Origin of the sequence: Halorhabdus sp. CUG00001, assembly GCF_009797925.1 — an archaeon.
Taxonomy (GTDB): domain Archaea; phylum Halobacteriota; class Halobacteria; order Halobacteriales; family Haloarculaceae; genus Halorhabdus.
Genome location: NZ_VOLB01000001.1, coordinates 2,156,727 through 2,175,248 on the forward strand (window position 1 = coordinate 2,156,727; position 18,522 = coordinate 2,175,248).

An 18,522-nucleotide genomic window follows, 5' to 3' on the forward strand; every position below is an offset into this window, starting at 1 on the left:
GGGGCTAACCCGGCGAAACGATGACCGACGGCGACGTCCCCGATGGCGACGACGATGACGCCACCGCGGACGAACCCGCCCCCGAGCGATCGAACGGCCCAGACGACCAGAGCGATCACTCGGCGGCTTCTACCGAGACCAACGGGGACGATCGCTGCGAGGAGGCCGCGACGGCCGACGCGGACGACGACAGCCCCGATCCTTCGACGGCTGCTGCGGGCGACAAAGCGGCCGGTGTGGGTGGCCAAGAGGGTGACGACCGAGCCGAGGCGGACCCAAGCACCGAAGACGATGACGGACCCGCTACCGAGAGCGGCCACGAGTCCGGCGATGGGAACGGTGACGCGTCCGATGACGACGGTATCGAGCCCAGCGAAGAACTGGCCAGAGAACTCATCGACGAGGACAGCGTCACCGACATGGAGACGATGGAGCCGGATCCTGTCGATGGAAAGATCACCAGCGAAGACGAGTTCAGCACCGTCGAATGGGAGCCCGAAGACGACGAAGATCCCGATCCGGCAGCCCACGGCGACGCTGGGGTCCCGACCGAGGGTGGCGATGGCGACGATAGCGCCGACGAGTCCGAAGGAGTCCCCGACGGGCCCCAAGAGCAACGTGGCGACCGAGCGGCGGGACAGCCACCGTCTCCTCGACAGGACCACGCCGAGCGTGTCGACGACGATGGCCACCCAGCAGCGGGCGACACCCCAGAAGGCGACGCCTATCGAGGCGGCGAACCCGCAGGCGATGTCGCGCCCGATCACGCTCCCGACGACGAGGAGATGCCCCTGGCGGTACACGTCGAAGAGATGGTCAAGCGGTTGGGCTTCGTGATCGTGTTGATGGCCGGCGTCAGCGCCGTCGTGTTTCCGTTTGGTGAACAGATCATCAACACGATCTGGTACGCGTTCCTGCCGGGATCGTTCGAATTGTGTCCGACGACGAGTGCCGTTCCTCGGCAGCCGGCGACTATCGTCACGGGCGTGATGGGAGACGTTGGTGCCGGGCCGGGCGTGGCGATGGCCGATGCTGCGACGATCAAGCCGGCTTGTCCGCGGGTCTATACACCGCTGGCGACGATTTTTGCCCGACTCAAAGTCTCGACACTGGCTGGCTTCGTCATCGCGCTGCCTGCTTTCGTCTACCAGACGTACCTGTTCATGCGCCCCGGTCTGTTCCCGCGTGAACGGCGCTACTATCTCGCGGCCGTTCCGACGAGTCTCGTCCTGGCGGCGGTCGGTGTCGCCTTCGCGTATCTGCTCGTCCTCCCGGCGATTTTCACGTACTTCCTGTACTACTCCGAGGGGGCCGCGGACATCGCCTTCGGGCTGACCCAGACGTTCGACCTGATGGTCCTGATGATGGGCTTTTTCGCCGCGATCTTCCAGATTCCACTCTTTATCATGCTGGCGATCATGATGGGTGTCACCTCCCGGCAGTGGTTGGCCGACCGGCGCCTGCTGTTCTGGGCGGCCTTCGCCGGGGTCGCGTTCATCTTCAACCCGGACCCAACCGGGATGGCGCCGTTCATCGTCGCCGCGACCATGATCGTGCTGTTCGAGGGGACGCTCCTCCTCCTGTCTTGGACGGGCAGTGAGGGACTGTTGCCCGCTCCGGACGCGGTGGCTGCGCGCCGACCTTACGCCTGGGTTGTGGCCGGGCTGACGGGCTATCTCGCCAGTAGCGCCCCGTTACCGGAGGGGTACTACGATGTGCTCCCGGCCCTGGTCCGTGGGTTCATCGAGAGCAACGACCTGCTGGGCGTGACGCCGCTGGTCGTCGGTGGGGCGATCATCGCCGGCTACGAAATTGCGATGGTCCTGCTCCGACGGTACCTGCCGATCGGCAAGTGGCGTCGGAAACTGTTCACCGGCCGAGTGTCGCTCTTCCGGCTTCGGTCGCCGGTGTGGCTGCTCTCGCTGGTGGTGGGCTATCTCACGAGCCCGAATCCGTTCCTGCTGGATCGGGCCGCCGAGGTGGCGCTTGCCCCGATCGAGGCCACCGGGCTGACCGTCGGGCTGATCGTCGCCTTCGAAGCACTGCTAGTGCTGTGGCGATACCTGCGGCCCGAGAAAGGCGAGCGACTCCCGCTCGAGCAATAAGTTATTGATCAACGATTGGATGAGGGTGTTTGAGCTGTCCGTTACAAGCAGTGAACACAGAGTGCGACAATGGAGGCCATGTATAGAAAGACTGTCGAGAGCTACTCCGTGTTCACGTCGTCAAGGAGCATTCGCTTAAAGGCAAGCAGAATTCGTTTCATCCCGTTGTCGCTGAGTCGGGTATACTGCCCGTCGATGTCCGCTGGTGCAACGTTGAACGTTCCCCAAGGCGTGATCACTGAGTCGTTCTTGAGGGATGGTTTACCCTCTGCGTCCGGTCTTTCGGCAATGGGACGGTCCAATCGTGTTGTGCATACTGGCCACTCGAGTCTTTCGTGATTGTGACAAGTGAGTAGATGCGTCCGATGTTGGGGTGGTTTGGTGTTTTCATACCGTCGATAACGACTGCTGACCGGGTTCCAGACGCCCTGTATGGGTCATAGGAGAGATTAACCACATCGCGCTGTTGCAGCGCAAACATACAATACAGAGGTCCGCTCTAGAATAAAAACGCGAGCACTTGCTGGGTCCGCAAGCGAAACGCCATCGTTAGGCGTCGGGTAGTTCGTCGTCTATCTCCGATATTTCGTCATCAACAGCAGCATTAGAGAGCGAGTCCGAGTTACTGTCGGCCGATCCATCGTCGAGGTCCACTTCGTCAGCGGCAGCAGTCTTCTGGGCCATGTCTTGCTGGTGGGCGCTCCCGAGGGCGCGACGCGCGGCGGCGGCAGTCGCGTCGTCCTGTGGCAGGTAGTAGTGGCCGTTCTCGCTGTCCGCCGCGCCCATTTCGGCGAGACGTTTACACACGGTTGGGGCGTTGTCGGCCGGGATATCCGCGCGAGTGGCGATCTCCATCGGTGTGAAGGCCATCTCGGGGTTGCTCACGAGCACGGCAAGTGCGGCCGCCTTCTGGGTCCCCGGGGTGATCGAGAGTCCCGCTTCGGCCTGCGCTTTGAGATCGGCGATCTGCATCGGCATTGATATTCTATGTTAGTTCTTGTTATCGAGCGTTATTAACTGTTGGTTCTCTCGGGGAATACTGAGTCCAGTCGATCGATTACTGCCGAGCCACATCCAGCAATCACAGTAGGGCGACGATCCACCGTACCACACCCAATCAAGGGAGAAGCACGAGAACACTGTCCGGGCAAGCGGTTGGATTCCAGATCAACGACTCGGAGATGCGGAAATGGAGGCAAGCCCGTGGCGTTCCAGCCGACGCATCACAACACCCAGACGTAGAAAACAACGTCCAAGTCAGAGCACAATGCTTCCAAGGCAGCGACATACCCGACAGTCAAGACGCAGGAGTGGTGTCGAACACGACAGCGACCGTCGAACTCGGTGACGGCGAACCTACCCGGGTTGTCACCGAGATACCGGAACGAGACTCGTTGACTCAGGACGAAAAGAAACAGTTCCAGTGTCTCTACGGATTCGTCCAAAACACCGGTATCGACCTTTTGCCAATCCACAACTCCTGGCGCGGCGACAATGAAATCACAGGCTACACCTTTGACGTAGACCCTGTACCACAAGACGGAAGAATTATAGAAGGAATCCCCGCTGACTCACCAACAGACTACGGTGGACTAATCAACCTCAATTCAGGCACATTACTCAAAACAGAAGAAAACGAACTCGACCAATACGCCTCCAACATCAACAACCAAGACGTCTACAGCGACGGAGACACCCTATTCGGACAATTCCCCGCCGAAACAACAGCATCAAGTAGGGGTGGAAATCCGGTTAATAGAAACCCCCGGGCCTATTGTGAAGATCCTGATAATGAATGTTAGAAGATTAAGAGGGTGAAGGAGCCATTCCGGCTCCAGTATCCCACTCCTCCAACTCGCCGATGTCGTACAGGAACTCTGCATCCTCTACGCTATCAACTTCATTTGTATTGGCATCTATCCTCACGAATTCATCATCTTCAAGAGCGTGTTCATATTCTTGGACTCCCTGTCTGGCTTTCTCATATTCTTCGTTGATGTGGTCGAGGAATTTCCATCCATCAAAGTTCTCGAACTCGCTCTCAAGTAACTCGTAACCTGCTTCTGTGAATCCTATCTCGAAATCTTCAGGGGCGATGCCATCTTCATATGAGATCTGGTCAAATGCATCGCCGTAAAGTACCTGATGCAAGTCTTCATGAGTTTGCTCCCAATCTTCTTGACCCCAATCTTGATGACCTGTCTGCCAGAAGCTTTTGTCAAAACTGGAGCTAGCAATGTCTCCATCATCGCTGAAGAATTTACTTCCGGGCAGGTTTTGGATCATGTTTTGTTTGTCGGTGATGCCTGCTTGGGGGCTGAATGCGTCGAATCGTTTTTGTCCGTTTTGTGTTTTGTAGAGGAGTTGTGTCCAGTCGCCGGGGCCGCCGTTGTAGAATCGGGTGTGGTTGCCGCGGAAGTTGTTTTCGTTGGTCCAGTCGAGTTCTGTTTGTGCGATGTAGTTGATTGCGTCTGCGGCGGCGTCTCTGTCGTATGCTTCTATTGAGGCTTGGATGCCGAGTTCTGTGAGTTGTTCTCTCCGGGTGTCTTTTGCTTTGATTTCTTCAAGGTTGATGTCTCGAAGGACTGGGTCGATGTTTGACGGTTTGGATTCTTCCAGTCTCTGGGCGTGGATGTCTCCCGCAGTGATCTGTGATGGTTCGTAGTCATGCGGAGTGACTGTGTCTTCCGGTGTCGTTGTGTTTCCGGGTGTTGTAGTGGTGTCTTTAGGTGTGGTTGTTGTTTCTGTTGGCGTGGTTTCGTTTGTGACTGTGGTTGTGCCGTTTGGTGTTTCGACCGTGACTTCTGTTTCATTTGGCTGATACTCAGTATAGGTGTGGACCGGTGTTCCATTCGTGGTGTTTGCTGGCCCTGCATCGCCGCTGCTCGAACAGCCAGCGACGGCCCCTGTGATCGAAGCGCCGAGCGCGACGAGGAAGTGACGGCGCGTTTTCATACCAGGACTGTCCCGGGACTGGTACTTGATTCTGCTGGTCGAACCGGAGCACGCTCTGGCACGGCCCTCGATATCGGACGTGACGGACGGTATCTCGGAACCGCCACCAAGCGGTTACTGATCGCCCGCAGTGGGATATTCCGCCGAAAACACGTCCCCTTCCACAGAATTCTCACCCTCGCTGCTCGCGGCTTCGCCGCTCGCATTCTTCGAGACCTCACTCCGTTCGGTCTCGCTCCCGCTCACTCGCGGGTCACTTCGTTCCCCGCTCGTAGTTTCCGAGGGCTCCCTTCGGTCGCCCTCGCTCGGACTCACACTGCCCGTCCGATACCCCTCAAGATCCAGCGTGACGTGCTCGAAACCCAGATCACCGATATGCTCGCGGGCCGCGGCGACGAATTCGGGATCGAGCGCGGCTTCGAGTTCGTCTTCGCCGACTTCGATCCGGGCGATGCCGTCGTGATCACGCACCCGAAATTGCTCGAAGCCCCACGTCCGGAGGACGCGCTCGGCCTTCTCGATTCGCGTCAGTTTCTCCTCGGTGACTTCCAGACCAGTCGGAATACGGGAGGACAGACAGGCCATCGAGGGTTTCTCGGCGACTGAAAGGTCGTAGTGGCGGGCGATCTCCCTGACTTCTGCCTTGGTGATGTCGTGTTCGAGCAGCGGCGAGTAGGCATCCAGTTCGTCGACAGCCTGCAAGCCGGGGCGATGGCCCTCGCCGGGATCAGAGGCGTTGGTGCCGTCACAGACGGTTTCGATGCCGAGGTCCGCCGCGTGGTCGAACATCGCCGAGAGACGCATCGATCGGCAGTGATAGCACCGATCGCCGTCGTTTGCGGCGAACGCCTCGCTGTCGAGCTCCGAGAACTCAACGATGTCGTGCCGAATGCCGACCTCCTCGGCGACACGTTTGGCCTCACCGAGTTCGGCCTCGGGTAACGTCTCACTTCTGGCCGTACAGGCGAGGGCGTCTTCGCCCAGTGCCTCGGCGGCGATCGCGGCGACGACACTGGAGTCGACCCCGCCGGAGAACGCGACCAAGACCCCATCGCGCTCGGCCAGATCGGCACGGGCCGCCGCGAGTTTTTCCGTGACGGACCGCTGGCTGGATTCCATTTGACCGCGGTACGGTTCCGACGCCGAAAAGCCCGTTGTCCGATCCAAGCGGTCCCGACCAGCGTCCGGCCTCGACGCGCGCCGGGCGACTCAGCGTTTCGCCCCGACGGTCTCGCTCACCGTCGGAAGCACTGTCGAGACGGCCGTTGCGTAGCTGTACCAGCCAACGTATCGATCGATTTGGTCGAACACACTGTCTTCCTGTGCGATCCAACTATCATCGTCTGCAATCCGATCGGCGATCCGTTCGTCCGCAAGCGCGACTGCGGCTGCCATATCGGCGAGCATGGGACGGGAAAGCAACGGATACGACAGTTGGTCGCTCGCAGTTTCGAGGGTATCGATTGCCGAGCGATACACCCGGCGAGTCCGGACAGCGTGAGCGCTACACTCTGGAGGGCAGACCGCCGCGACAGGGGCATGCGTGAAGAGATCACATCCTTCAAAACAAACATTTTGGTATTGTACCCACCCAGCCGGAGCGACCGAATGAACGAGCGAGGAACCGACCGACTCAGCGTTGCTGGTTACCGAACGATTACCCCTGGCGACGCCCGAATATCGGCATGGATCTCTCGATTGTCGACCTCTCGGCGGTCCCCGACGGCGGGACCGCAACCGACGCCTACGCAAATACCGTCACTGCCGCACAGCAGGCCGAGCAACTCGGCTTCTCCCGGTTCTGGGTCGCCGAACACCACGCGATGGGTGACACCCTCGCGGGCACGACCCCGGAAGTGCTACTCGGCCATCTCGCGGCCGCAACCGACTCGATCCGGCTCGGATCGGGGGCCGTCCTGCTCAACCACTACAGTCCCTACAAGGTTGCCGAGAGTTTCGGCACACTCGACGGGCTCGCGCCGGGCCGGATCGACGCCGGCCTCGGCCGAGCCAACGGGTCGCCGGCCGCCGACCGCGCTTTGGGCACCGACCGCCGTGTCGACGATCCCGACGAGGACCACAAAGAGAACATCGAGGCCGTGATCGCCCATCTCTACGACGAGTATCCCGACGACCACCCCTACAGTGACCTGGAAATCCCGCGCTCGGGCGCGGCCCCGCCCGTCCCGTGGGTACTCGGGTCGAGTCCGTCGAGTGCGGCGATCGCTGGTGAACTCGGCCTCCGGTACTGTTTTGCGGCGTTCATCCGCCCGGGGTTCGCGACACAGGCGTTCGACGCCTACCGCGAGCACTTCGAGGCCTCGGACAGCGGTACGGGACTCGACGAACCTACGGGAATGGTCGCGGTCAATGCCATCGCCGCCGAGACCGACGCGGCGGCAGCCCGCAAGCGCGCGGTCGCCGAGGCATCGTTCCAGCGCATGGCTCGCGGGGTCGTCGGCTCGACGCCCTCCGTGGAGACGGCGATCGACGAACTCGGGGGCGTTCCCGAGCCGACGCCGGCGACACTCGATCCGGGCGAGTGGCCGCGGGCCATCTCGGGCAGTCCGGACACCCTCGCTGGATTGCTCGACCAGCTCGCCGACCGGGTGGGTGTCGAGGAAGTCATGCTCCAGCAGGTCGTCGCCGACCACGACGATGCGCTCCGGTCACACGAACTGTTGGCCGAAGGTGTCGGCATCGAGCCAACGTGATCCCAGCCGATCGCCTGCCGGGCCGGCCAGGGGCTGATTCGCCGAGATAGCAATGCCGCCGCCGAAGACACGCTTAAAGGTATTGTTGCCCAATAACTGGTAATGGATTCGGATGCCCTCGCCCAGCAGGCTTTCGAGGAGGCGGCGACGATCATGGTCATCCTCGGAGCCGACGGGACGATCCGGCGCATCAACGATCGGGGCTGCCGGATACTGGGGTACGATCGATCCACGCTCGATGGGGCCGACTGGTTCGAGACGGTCGTCCCCGCGGACAGCGACATTGGCTTGGCGGACGTGCTGTGGGCGCTTCGAGACGAAGACGGGTTCGACGTCCACGAGAACACGATCCGGACCGACGACGGGGAGATCCGCTGTATCAAGTGGCACGTCACGGGCGTCCGGGACGACACCGGGGCGATCACGTCACTGCTCGTCTCGGGATCGGACGTGACCGAGCGCGTCGAGACAGAACGCCGCCTCCGCCGGTACGAACAAGCTGTCGAAAGTTCGACGAACCTCCTTGCGGCCATCGACTGTGACTACACGTACCTTCTGACCAACAGCCGGTATCGGACGTTTCACGGGATCGACGACACGGCAGCGGGAGCGACAGTGACTGAGGTAATGGGGAGAGCTGGATTCGAGGACGTCAAAGCGCATATCGACAGTGCGCTCGACGGGGAATCGGTCGAGTACGAGACAGCACGCACCGGCCCGGACGGAGACGAACACGTCTTTGCCGTCCGGTATTTTCCGCTGGAAGCGGCCGACGGCTCCGTTCAGGGTGCCATGGCGTCGCTGCGAGACGTCACCCAACGTCGCGAGCGCGAGCGGAGGCGCAAAGAGACATTGGATACGTTCGAAGCACTGTTTCATGGCATCAACGACGCCATATTCGTCCACGATCTGGACGGCCGCTTTCTCGCCGTAAACAACACGGCTCACACGCGCCTCGGGTACGAAGAGAGCGAATTGCTCGGGATGACGCCGTGGGACATCGAAGCCAACGACGCGGGGGCGAAAATCGACGACCGGATCGAGACGATCCAGGAGGCTGGTACCTTGACCTTCGAGACGGCCCACCTCACGACCACTGGCACGGAAATTCCGGTCGAAATCACGTCTAGCCTCGTGACGTACTTCGGTGAGGACGCAATCTTGAGCGTCGCCAGAGACATTTCCGAGCGGAAAGAACGGGAACGAAAGCTCCGTCGGGAAATCGACCGCCTAGAGGAGTTTGCGGGCGTCATCTCTCACGACCTGCGAAATCCGCTGAACGTCGCCCAGGGACGGATCACACTGCTCGATGAGGAGTGTTCGACCGAACACACGCACATCGAGCCCATCGAGACCGCTCTCGACCGGATGGAGGCGATCATCGAGGATACGCTCACGCTCGCCCGCCAGGGCCAAACCGTCGGAGAGACCGAACTGGTCGCCATCGCGAACGTGGTCGAGCAGTGCTGGGACGGGGTGTTGACGGAGGCGGCGACCCTCGAACGCGACGCCGACTTTACCGTCCGGGCCGACCGCGACCGGCTCCAACACGTCTTCGAGAACCTCTTGCGGAATGCCATCGAACACGGCCAGACACGCTCGGACTCTCGGGCCGACCGGGACGGCCACCCCGACGACGCCCTCACCGTCCGGATCGGCCGGCTCGAGGACACCGGTTTCTACGTCGAGGACGACGGGCCTGGCATTCCGGTTGCTGACAGAGAGCGTGTCTTCGAGCCAGGAGTCACGACACAGGAACACGGGACTGGCTTCGGGCTCTCGATCGTGCGCCAGATCGCGGATGCACACGGCTGGACGGTGAGCGTGACCGACAGTTCGTCCGGCGGCGCGCGGTTCGTCTTCGAAGGCGTCGAGATTGTCGAGTGAGCGGGCGGCCGGGAAGTTTTTCTCGTGGGGCTGCAAGACACCGATAGATGGAACTGACGGCGATCCCGGGCGTCGGCGAGAAGACCGCCGACCGGCTGGCCGAACTGGACGACCCGGCGGCGGCGATCGAAGCCGGCGACGTCGCACGGGTCGCCCGTGCACCGGGGATCGGTGAGGGGCGGGCCGCCCGAATCGTCCGGGCGGCGATCCAGCAACGCCACGACGACACGGCGACGTTCCTCGCGACGCCCCGCGCCCAGGACGTCTATCAGGACGCCCTCGCACTGCTGGAAGACCGGACCGTCACCGACTACGCGGCCGCACGACTCCGGACTCTCTATCCCAGCGCCAGCCAGAGCCGCATTACCGACGTCCGTCACCTGGCCGAGCGGGCCATGGAACGGGATCCTGACGAGGCGACGCTGTCGGCACTGAGCGGCGTCGAGCCGCTCGACGAACCGGGCGACGTCCGGGTTCGGGACCGCTGTCTGGCGACGACGGACGGCGAGACCTACGCGACGGCGCGGGAGGCAATCCCCGAGGTCAGCGTCGAAGTCGTCGAGGATACCCGGGACCTGGCGGAACTCGCCCGCGGGTACGCGACGGTGATCGCCCTCGATGAGGCCTTTGCCGGTGTCGACGTCGATGGTGACGTGCGAGTCGAACCCAACGCCGTCGAGGACCCGGCCGCAGTCGTCCCCGAACGGCCCCTTTCGTTCTTTGCGCACAATCGTGACCGCCTGCTCGCTGCGATCGCGGTCCACCGGCACGCCGACCTGGAACCTCCCTGTGATCTGGATGCCCTCGAAGCAGCCCTCGATCGACTCGACGAGGATGGCACCCCGACCGGTGACGAGGAACTACAGCGACTCACCCGGGCCGTCGACGATCTCGACGCGGCGATGAGCGAAGCCGAGTCCGTCGCGAACGACCGTCTCCGGGCGGCAATCGAGCAACAGGACGTCACGATCGAAGGCGCGGATCTGCTGTCGCTGGTCGAACGCGGCGCCGGCGTCGACGAAGTGCTCTCTCGGGAACTGGCCGCCGAGTACGCCGATGCCGTCGCGGCGGCTCGCGAGCATGTCGTCGACACCTTGGATCTCCGGGAGACTGCCGATATCGCCCGGCGGGCGTTCTCGGACGAACCCACGTTTCCCGTCGAGCGTGAGGATAGCATCGTTTCACGGGCTCGTGAGGAACTGACGACTGCCCGCGATCGGCGCGCCGAGGCGCTGAAAGCAGACCTGGCCGACGACCTGGCGGCGATGCGCGAGCAGAGCGAGACCCTGGTCGAGGCCGCCCTCGAACTGGACGTCGAACTCGCGATCGCCCGCTTTGCCGCGGATTTCGACGCGACGTTGCCCGAACTGGGTGGCGAGGGGGTTGCGATCGAGGGCGGCCGGTCGCCGTTGCTGGACGTTCCCCACGAGGAAGTCGAACCTGTCGATTACGAGGTTTCCGGCGTTCGCCTCCTCTCGGGGGTCAACAGTGGTGGGAAGACCTCGACGCTGGATCTGCTCGCACTAGTGGTCATCCTCGCTCACATGGGGCTGCCAGTGCCGGCCGAGCGGGCTCGTCTCGGCCGGATCGATGCGCTGCACTACCACGCAAAGACTCAGGGGACCTTAGACGCCGGGGCCTTCGAGAGTACGCTTCGCTCGTTTGGCGAGCTGGTCGTCGAGGCCGCAAGCGAAGCCGAGACGCTCGTGTTGGTCGACGAGTTAGAGAGCATCACCGAGCCGGGGGCCAGCGCGAAGATCATGGCCGGCATCCTCGAAGCACTGGGCGAGCGCGACCAGACTGCCGTGTTCGTCTCCCATCTCGCTCGGGAAATCCGTGAGACTGCCGACTGCGAACTCGGCGTCGACGGTATCCAGGCCCTCGGGCTCGAAGACGGCGAGCTACAGGTCGACCGGACCCCACGAAAAGACACATTGGCGCGCTCGACGCCCGAACTGATCGTCGAGAAACTGGCTGCCGACGACACCGACGGCTTCTACACGACGCTGCTCGGAAAGTTCGAGTAGTCCGGCGCTGGTGTCCGGTCAACGCGCCAGTGCCCGCGTCGCCGTGGCCTTGAACGTCGCAACGACGGAACTACCGACCGTCAGGTCGAGTGTCTCGACGCTCGCGAGTGTGACGAGTACGTCGACCAGTCGGTCGTCGGCGACCGCGACGGTGACGTGGGCGATCGCTGCGCCACGTTCGATGTCGGTGACGGTCCCACGAAAGCGATTGCGCGCGCTCGTGTCGGCGGCTGGCGGGGCTGTCTCAGGGTGGTGGAGCGTGATCGCATCGGCCCGGAACAGGACTTCGACGTCCGTGGCAGCCTCGAACAGCAGGGCACGGATCGTGCCCGCCTTCGTCTCGATCGTCGCGAGTTCGCCCTCCCGATCGCGAACGGTTCCCTCGAGGACGACTTCCTCGGTCCGGGCAGTCCCTTCCAGAGTAGCCTGCAGGCGGGCGAATCGCGCCAGCAGCTCCTCGGCGTTGTCGGTGAGTTCACTGCCACCGCCGTCGGCCCCACCCCGGCGGCGTTCGACTAACGGGCCAACGGCCGCTTCGAGCTCGGTCACACGATCGTGGGCGCGTGAATACGACCGCCCGAGTGCGTCGGCCGCGGCCGAAAGCGAGCGGTGGGCGTCGATCGCCCGCAATAGGGCTGCGTCCGCAGCATCGAACGTGCAGCCGTCGATCACGAGATGGGCCGAAAAGCCCGCATTCATGTGCTCATCGTTCGACCGGCCCGTTCATAGACGTTACCACCACGACCGTGTTCGACACAACCGTTATGTCTGCTGGGACATATCGAACGCACGTCTTCGATGGTCTATCGACCGACGGCTCCCGACAGCACCGTCCGACAGCGGGTGCCGGGTCACCGTACCCGTCGACGATTCCTCGCCGGAGCTGCGAGTCTCGGTGTGGGTGCTCTGGGTGGGTGCCTGGGCGGTGTTGAGACAACGGTGTCGGTCCTCTCGGCCGGCAGCCTCGCAGCGGCATTCGAGGAGCAGGTCGGCCCGGCCTTTGCCGACGCGACCAGTTTCGCGTTCCAGGGGACCTACTACGGCTCGCGGGCAGTCATGCGACTGCTCGTGGACGAACAGCGACAGCCGGACGTGGTGGTCAGCGCCGATGCCACCCTCCTCCGTGATCGCCTCCAGCCCGCCATCACTGGGTGGGATGTCGTCTTCGCGACGAACGCCCTGGCCATCGTGTACAACCCGGCGACTGACGTGGGGCGTCGGCTCGGGGCTGGCGACCCCTGGCACGAAGTGCTGGCCTCCCCTGGGGCCGACATCGCCAGGACTGATCCGGCCCTGGACCCGCTTGGCTACCGGGCAATCCAGCTGTTCGAGCTCGCCGAATCGTACTACGACCACCCGGGGCTGGCCGCGACGCTCCGAGACAACACGACCATCGAGCCCGAAGAACCGCAACTGCTGGCGGCCGTCGAGAGTGGCCAACGCGCGGCGGCTATCGCCTACCGGAACATGGCTCACGACTGGGGGCTGCCAGCCGTCGATCTGCCGCCGAAACTCGATTTTTCGGCCCCTCGACTGGCCGATCACTACGCGACGGCGACCTACACGGGTGCGGACGGCACGTCACTCCCTGGACGGCCGATCAGGTACAACGCGAGTGTCCCGGACAGTGCGACGAACCCAGACGCAGGCCGACGGTTCGTCCGCTATCTCACCGAGCACCCGGACCTGCTCGAACAGACGGGACTGGTCGTCCCCGACAGCGTTCCGAGTGCCCACGGTGCCGTTCCGGAGGCGGTCCGCCCGTCAACCCCACGGTCTGGCGAGCCCGGAGCGAGCGACCACGAGGGGGACCACGATGAGTGAGGACACCCGTGCCGAGGAGAGGCTCACCGATCGACCAGTGCCGACACTCGGAGCGACCAGCCAGTGGACGGTCCTCGCGCTGTTGGGTGCCGTGCTGGCGCTATACCTGGTCGGTCCGTTCCTCGCGTTCTTACTCGAGAACGGACTCCCGGCCCCGTCGGCGTTCGCCGAGCCGGCAGTGGGGGCGGCGATCACGGCCTCGGTGGTGACGGCACCGGTAGCGACGCTGCTGGCGACGGTCTTTGGCGTCCCACTGGCGTACGTCCTCGCGCGGTACAGCTTCCGGGGGAAGCGACTGCTCGATGCGCTGGTCGTGTTGCCCCTCGCGATGCCGCCGGTCGTCGGTGGCGTCGTCCTGTTGAGTGCGTTCGGACGCCTCTCTGCGGTCGGCGGTCTGGCAGCCGCGATCGGGGTGCCCCTGACTGAGGGGTATCTCGGTGTGATCCTCGCACAGACGTTCGTCGCCGCCCCGTTTCTCGTCGTGACTGCTCGCTCGGGCTTTGCCGCGGTCGATCGCGATCTCGAACGGGCTGCCCGGAACCTCGGGAACGGGCCACTGGCGACGTTCTTTCGGGTCTCGCTTCCGCTGGCCAGGGGCAGCATCGTCGCCGGGATCGTCTTGACGTTTGCCCGCGCACTGGGGGAGTTCGGTGCGACGATGTTGCTTGGCCATCCGCCCGAGACAATGCCGACGCGCATCTGGGTCGAGTTCGTCAGTGGCGGGACCGAGGCGACGGTGCCACTGGTCGTGGCACTGCTTGCTGCCGGCTTGACGGTCGTGTTCGTCTTGCAACTGCTTGGGGAATCCCTGGAGGTTTCGCCGTGACGCTCGAACTGGCCGGCCTCGAAACCGCTTACGAGGGGTTCGCGCTCGGCCCCCTCTCGCTCACTGTCCCCGACGGCGTCACGGCCGTCCTTGGCCCCTCTGGGGCGGGCAAGTCGACCGTGCTCGAACTGATCGCCGGCTTCGAGAGCCCCGCGATGGGGACGATCACCCTGAACGGAGCGCGGATCGACCAGGTTCCGCCCGAGAATCGGGACGTGGGCATGGTGTTTCAGGATGCAGCGTTGTTCCCACACCTCTCCGTCGAAGCAAACCTTCGATTCGGCGCGCCAGCCGGAGCCGATATCGACGAGACAGTCAGCACACTCGCCGTCGGTGACTTGCTGTCCCGCGATCCGACGACGCTCTCGGGCGGGGAGCGCCAGCGCGTCGCCCTGGCCCGGACGCTGGTGACCGATCCCGACGCCCTGTTGCTCGATGAGCCCCTCTCCAGTCTCGATGCACCGATTCGACGCCGCCTTCGACTCGACTTGCGTGACGTACTGGCTGGCCTGGATATCCCGGTCGTCTACGTGACTCACGATCAAGACGAAGCCGCTATCGTCGGCGATCGGCTGGCTGTCATCATCGACGGCGAGATTCGCCAGGAGGGGGCCATCGAGGCTGTCTTCGACGCCCCGGCGACGCCTGCGGTGGCTCGCTTTCTCGGTGTGGCGAACCTCATCGAAGGGACGGTCATCGAGCGGACGGACGGGCGGACGACGGTCGATATCGGCCCCACGACACTCTCCGTCCCGATCGCAGACGATGGCGAGCCACTTCACGTGACTGTTGGGGTTCGTCCAGATGCGATCACCGTCCAGCAGCAGACGGCCCAGCCGAATGCCCTCTCCGTTCGTGTCGAGCGCGTTTTCTCTCAGCACGCGGCTGCCATCGTGGTTGCCACGAGCGACGACGTTGGCCCGCTCCGAGCGACGGTCGACGAATCCACGGCAGCAGCTCTCACTCTCGGACAGCGCTGTTCGTTCGTACTCGCCCCCGAGCAGATCCACCTGTTTCCCGCCGAGCACGCCTGATGAACGACGACCGCTCGCTGCCGCGCAAGCGATGAATTGATTCGTAACACATTTGGCTGCGCATTGGCGACCCACGAAAGAATGGATCTCAGTCGCGACCGGTTGCAGTTCTCTTCGCTGTATACGATGCGGTTTGCGGGAAGTTTCGGCTTCATGACGGTGATGACGCTGTTGCCCGACTACATCGACGCCCTCGGAGCGACAGGAATCACCATCGGCGTGTTCGTGACAGCACTGGAACTGGCCCGGACGGTCGGAATCGTCCCGATCGCGTGGGCTGGGGACCGCTATAGCAAGCGCACGGCCCTGCTGGCAGGGTTGGTGACCAGCGTTCTCGCGTACGCGGCCTTTGCGGTAATCACCAGCATCGAGGGATTCCTCGGCGCGCGCCTACTTCAGGGACTTGGCATGACTGGCGTCGGGTTGCTCGGGCTGGCAGTCGTCGGTGATCTGGCTCCCGCGAGCGACCGGGCGAACTACATCGGGAAGTACAATGCCTTCCGGATGGCCGGCGGCGGACTGGCCCCACTCGCCGCCGGTGGACTGTTCGCCCTCACCGGCTTCTCGACGGTGTTCGTCCTGGTCGCGGTCATCATGGGTATCGCGACAGTCGGCGTCTATGTGTTCGTCGAAGACGACCAGACGTCCATCGAGGGCTTTGCGTTCGCTGATCTGGCGGTCAATCGCCGCATTCTGACGATGGCGACGTTCCGCGTTCAATATGCCGTCGCGGTCACGCTCGTCCGGAAGTGGGTGCCGATCTTCGTCGGCGTCTCGGCCGCGAAGGGTGGGCTGGCCTACGGCTCGCTCGTCGTCGGCGCGGTCTTGGCTGCCGAACAGTTCGCGAACATGCTCGGCCAGCCCTACACCGGACGGCTGGCCGATCGGTTCGGCCGCGCCCCGTTCGTCATCGTCGGCGGCAGCGCCTACGGCGTGATCGCGATGGCGTTCCCCTTCATCTCCGGTGCAGAGGGGCTGTTCACTATTGGGGTGCCGATCGCGGGGGAGATTACCGGGACCGTTCTGGCTGCGATCGTCCTGAACGGATTGCTCGGTGCCGCCGACGCGTTCCGTGAGCCCGCAAGTATGGCACTGTTCGCCGACGAAGGCAAGGGAGAGGGGATCGCCAGCTCGATCGGGATTCGCTCGCTGCTCTGGAAGCCCGGCAGCATCCTCGCGCCATTACTGGGTGGGTGGCTGATGGGGGCGGTCGGGATCGAGTGGGTGTTCTTCCTCGGTGGTGTCGCCGCGTTGACCGGAGTCGGCTCGTTCCTCGCGGCGTTGACCTATCAATATGGCTGCGGTGCGTTTGCCCCCTGGTGAATGGAATCGTCCCGTGCTGACAGCCCGGATAGCCTGGTGTTGCGGACTGTGCCGTCCGGACGCGAATCGCACCCTTTGAAAAGGAGCGTCGCAAACCCGAAGCCATGATAGTCGCCTTCGACTTCGATGGCACCCTCTCCGGGGACGAGATGACGACGTTCCTGGCCGAGCGCTGTGGCGTCGTCGAGCAGATGGATTCGATTACCGAGCGCGCAATGGCCGGCGAGATCGAGTACGCCCAGAGCCTTCGCGAACGGTGTGGGCTCTTGGAGGGCTTGGACGACAGCGAGGCCGTCGAGGCCTTCCAAGAGGTCCACTTGCGACCCGGCGCAGCCGACGTGATCGAGGCGCTGAACGACGCCGGCGTCACCACCGCGATCCTGACTGGCGGCTTCGAGCGCGGGGTCGCGGCGGCACTCGAAACGGCCGCCGTTTCCGTCGACCGGATCGTCGCCAACCGATTGCCCGTCGAAGACGGCCAGCTCACGGGGGAGGTCGAGGGACCCCTGATCGAAGGTACCAAGGACGACGCCTTGGCAGCACTGGTCAGCGAGTACGGTGTCGATATGGACGAGACAGTCGCCGTCGGTGACGGCGCCAACGACCTGCCGATGCTGGAAGTCGCGGGGCTTGCCGTCGGTTTCGAGCCGAAATCGGCCGTCGAGCCGGCCTGTGATGTGGTCGTCGAGTCGATGCCCGAACTGCAGGCGCTTCTCGAAGACGACGGCGTACTCTGATAGCGGTCGACAGCGCCTAAGGGGATGGGATGCAAACGACTCGATAGATGAGCGAGTCCCCAGCGGGAACCGAAGACGACCCATCGGGTGCCGACGGGCCGGCCGTCGCCGTCCACGAGGACGTGACTTACGCCAGCCGGGACAGCGGCGATCTTCGGCTGGACCTGTTCGTGCCCGAGACTGCGGGACGGCCGCCGTTGGTCGTCTACGTCCACGGCGGCGGCTGGGTGTTCGAGACCCGAAAGAACGCACCGGCTCTACAGCGGTATGCGGCCGAGTGGGGGGTCGCGATCGCCAGCGTCAGTTACCGACTGGCCGAAATCCCGGATGGCGTGGCGATTCCGTTCGATATCGATCCCGAGAACCCGACGCCGCGGGGCGTCTTCCCCGACCAGATCCTCGACGTCAAAGCCGCGATCAGGTGGCTCCAGGCCCGGGCTGAGGCGTACGGCTTCGATCCCGACCGTATCGCGACGTGGGGGGCCTCGGCTGGCGGGCACCTCGCGTTGCTTGCGGGCTTCGTCGACGATGTCTCGGACGTCGCTGGCAACGTGTATGCGCCCGAGCGCGTCGAAAAGACAGTTGCGCCCGAGCAATCCGGGGCCGTCCAGGCTGTCGTCGACTGGTACGGTGTCACCGATCTGACTGCCGTGCCCGTCGCGCCTGCTGGCGTCGCGTCGTTGCTGGTCGGTGGCTCGATTTCACAGCACCGTGATCGTGCGCGCCGAGCCAGCCCGCTCACCTACGTGGATGCGGATAGCCCGCCTGTCCTCGTCATGCACGGACGGGCCGACGATGTCGTGTCGATCGAGCAGACCCGCTCGCTGGTTTCGGCCCTCCGAGGCGTCGACCTCTCGGTCACGAGCTACGAACTCCACGGGATGGGCCACGTCTTCGGGGCGGACTCCGAACGAACGGCGATGGCACAACTCACGGGCGAGGAGCGGCCAACCCAGACCGTGACGGCCAGCGCCAGCAGCGATCCGGGGGCCAGCGACGACCGACTCCTCCCGGCCCATCCGTTTGCCGGTCCGGACGCGATCGAGACGTTCCTCGATCGGACGCTTTAGACGGCCTGGGACCTCTGGCG

The 18,522-nt window shown here is 63.7% G+C and carries 16 protein-coding genes; 11 read left to right on the forward strand and 5 right to left on the reverse strand.

Annotated elements, in window-relative coordinates; genetic code table 11:
• Nucleotides 1-20 precede the first annotated feature (20 nt).
• The gene (locus tag FR699_RS10735; protein WP_199268315.1) at nt 21-2,105 is read left to right on the forward strand and encodes a twin-arginine translocase subunit TatC; all 2,085 of its coding nucleotides are present in this window, start codon (nt 21-23) and stop codon (nt 2,103-2,105) included.
• 549 nt (nt 2,106-2,654) lie between these two features.
• On the opposite strand, the gene FR699_RS10740 is transcribed toward FR699_RS10735, so the two are convergent.
• Nucleotides 2,655-3,083, reverse strand: coding sequence for a hypothetical protein (locus tag FR699_RS10740; RefSeq protein ID WP_154552771.1), 429 nt, complete (start codon nt 3,081-3,083; stop codon nt 2,655-2,657).
• Between the two features lie 335 nt (nt 3,084-3,418).
• On the opposite strand from FR699_RS10740, the gene FR699_RS10745 reads away from it, so the two are divergent.
• On the forward strand, nt 3,419-3,907 hold the full coding sequence (locus FR699_RS10745; protein WP_158855408.1) for a hypothetical protein: 489 nt from the start codon (nt 3,419-3,421) through the stop codon (nt 3,905-3,907).
• A 4-nt stretch (nt 3,908-3,911) separates the two neighbouring features.
• Here the strand turns inward: FR699_RS10745 and FR699_RS10750 are convergent, their stop codons facing one another.
• From FR699_RS10750 to FR699_RS10760, 3 genes are all read right to left on the reverse strand, one after another.
• A complete protein-coding gene (locus FR699_RS10750) occupies nt 3,912-5,060 on the reverse strand; it encodes a hypothetical protein (protein WP_158855409.1) in 1,149 nt (382 codons plus the stop codon).
• 114 nt (nt 5,061-5,174) lie between these two features.
• On the reverse strand, nt 5,175-6,179 hold the full coding sequence (larE, locus tag FR699_RS10755; RefSeq protein ID WP_158855410.1) for an ATP-dependent sacrificial sulfur transferase LarE: 1,005 nt from the start codon (nt 6,177-6,179) through the stop codon (nt 5,175-5,177).
• 90 nt (nt 6,180-6,269) lie between these two features.
• Nucleotides 6,270-6,539, reverse strand: a complete 270-nt coding sequence (locus FR699_RS10760) for a hypothetical protein (protein ID WP_158855411.1) — start codon at nt 6,537-6,539, stop codon at nt 6,270-6,272.
• Nucleotides 6,540-6,745: 206 nt separating this feature from the next.
• Between FR699_RS10760 and FR699_RS10765 the strand changes: the two genes are divergently transcribed.
• The 3 genes from FR699_RS10765 (at nt 6,746) to FR699_RS10775 (ending at nt 11,688) form a co-directional block, all read left to right on the forward strand.
• Nucleotides 6,746-7,774 carry an LLM class flavin-dependent oxidoreductase gene (locus tag FR699_RS10765; protein WP_158855412.1) on the forward strand — a complete coding sequence of 343 codons (1,029 nt, stop codon included), beginning with the start codon at nt 6,746-6,748 and terminating at the stop codon, nt 7,772-7,774.
• A 102-nt stretch (nt 7,775-7,876) separates the two neighbouring features.
• Complete coding sequence (locus tag FR699_RS10770) at nt 7,877-9,661, forward strand: PAS domain S-box protein (RefSeq protein WP_158855413.1); 1,785 nt, start codon at nt 7,877-7,879, stop codon at nt 9,659-9,661.
• A 47-nt stretch (nt 9,662-9,708) separates the two neighbouring features.
• A complete protein-coding gene (locus FR699_RS10775) occupies nt 9,709-11,688 on the forward strand; it encodes a helix-hairpin-helix domain-containing protein (protein WP_158855414.1) in 1,980 nt (659 codons plus the stop codon).
• 18 nt (nt 11,689-11,706) lie between these two features.
• On the opposite strand, the gene FR699_RS10780 is transcribed toward FR699_RS10775, so the two are convergent.
• Nucleotides 11,707-12,387, reverse strand: a complete 681-nt coding sequence (locus FR699_RS10780) for a TOBE domain-containing protein (RefSeq protein WP_154552766.1) — start codon at nt 12,385-12,387, stop codon at nt 11,707-11,709.
• Nucleotides 12,388-12,486: 99 nt separating this feature from the next.
• Here FR699_RS10780 and FR699_RS10785 point away from each other — a divergent pair, with 99 nt between their 5' ends.
• The 6 genes from FR699_RS10785 to FR699_RS10810 all read left to right on the forward strand — a co-directional run bounded on the left by FR699_RS10785 (nt 12,487) and on the right by FR699_RS10810 (nt 18,502).
• The gene (locus tag FR699_RS10785) at nt 12,487-13,512 is read left to right on the forward strand and encodes an extracellular solute-binding protein (RefSeq protein ID WP_158855415.1); all 1,026 of its coding nucleotides are present in this window, start codon (nt 12,487-12,489) and stop codon (nt 13,510-13,512) included.
• On the forward strand, nt 13,505-14,338 hold the full coding sequence (locus tag FR699_RS10790; RefSeq protein WP_158855416.1) for an ABC transporter permease: 834 nt from the start codon (nt 13,505-13,507) through the stop codon (nt 14,336-14,338). The genes FR699_RS10785 and FR699_RS10790 overlap by 8 nt, the downstream gene beginning before the upstream one ends.
• Nucleotides 14,335-15,372 carry an ABC transporter ATP-binding protein gene (locus FR699_RS10795; protein ID WP_158855417.1) on the forward strand — a complete coding sequence of 346 codons (1,038 nt, stop codon included), beginning with the start codon at nt 14,335-14,337 and terminating at the stop codon, nt 15,370-15,372. The genes FR699_RS10790 and FR699_RS10795 overlap by 4 nt, the downstream gene beginning before the upstream one ends.
• An 81-nt stretch (nt 15,373-15,453) precedes the next feature.
• Complete coding sequence (locus FR699_RS10800; protein ID WP_158855418.1) at nt 15,454-16,695, forward strand: MFS transporter; 1,242 nt, start codon at nt 15,454-15,456, stop codon at nt 16,693-16,695.
• A 65-nt stretch (nt 16,696-16,760) separates the two neighbouring features.
• On the forward strand, nt 16,761-17,432 hold the full coding sequence (gene serB, locus FR699_RS10805; protein ID WP_255470263.1) for a phosphoserine phosphatase SerB: 672 nt from the start codon (nt 16,761-16,763) through the stop codon (nt 17,430-17,432).
• Nucleotides 17,433-17,479: 47 nt separating this feature from the next.
• On the forward strand, nt 17,480-18,502 hold the full coding sequence (locus FR699_RS10810; protein ID WP_154552760.1) for an alpha/beta hydrolase: 1,023 nt from the start codon (nt 17,480-17,482) through the stop codon (nt 18,500-18,502).
• Nucleotides 18,503-18,522: the final 20 nt, after the last annotated feature.

Coding starts and splice junctions, on each gene's coding strand:
- FR699_RS10770 (WP_158855413.1), top strand. CDS start 7,877: ATGGATTCGGATGCCCTCGCCCAGCAGGCTTTCGAGGAGGCGGCGACG.
- FR699_RS10780 (WP_154552766.1), bottom strand. CDS start 12,387: ATGAATGCGGGCTTTTCGGCCCATCTCGTGATCGACGGCTGCACGTTC.
- FR699_RS10800 (WP_158855418.1), top strand. CDS start 15,454: ATGGATCTCAGTCGCGACCGGTTGCAGTTCTCTTCGCTGTATACGATG.
- FR699_RS10765 (WP_158855412.1), top strand. CDS start 6,746: ATGGATCTCTCGATTGTCGACCTCTCGGCGGTCCCCGACGGCGGGACC.
- FR699_RS10790 (WP_158855416.1), top strand. CDS start 13,505: ATGAGTGAGGACACCCGTGCCGAGGAGAGGCTCACCGATCGACCAGTG.
- FR699_RS10750 (WP_158855409.1), bottom strand. CDS start 5,060: ATGAAAACGCGCCGTCACTTCCTCGTCGCGCTCGGCGCTTCGATCACA.
- FR699_RS10810 (WP_154552760.1), top strand. CDS start 17,480: ATGAGCGAGTCCCCAGCGGGAACCGAAGACGACCCATCGGGTGCCGAC.
- larE (WP_158855410.1), bottom strand. CDS start 6,179: ATGGAATCCAGCCAGCGGTCCGTCACGGAAAAACTCGCGGCGGCCCGT.
- FR699_RS10740 (WP_154552771.1), bottom strand. CDS start 3,083: ATGCCGATGCAGATCGCCGATCTCAAAGCGCAGGCCGAAGCGGGACTC.
- FR699_RS10785 (WP_158855415.1), top strand. CDS start 12,487: ATGGTCTATCGACCGACGGCTCCCGACAGCACCGTCCGACAGCGGGTG.
- FR699_RS10735 (WP_199268315.1), top strand. CDS start 21: ATGACCGACGGCGACGTCCCCGATGGCGACGACGATGACGCCACCGCG.
- FR699_RS10775 (WP_158855414.1), top strand. CDS start 9,709: ATGGAACTGACGGCGATCCCGGGCGTCGGCGAGAAGACCGCCGACCGG.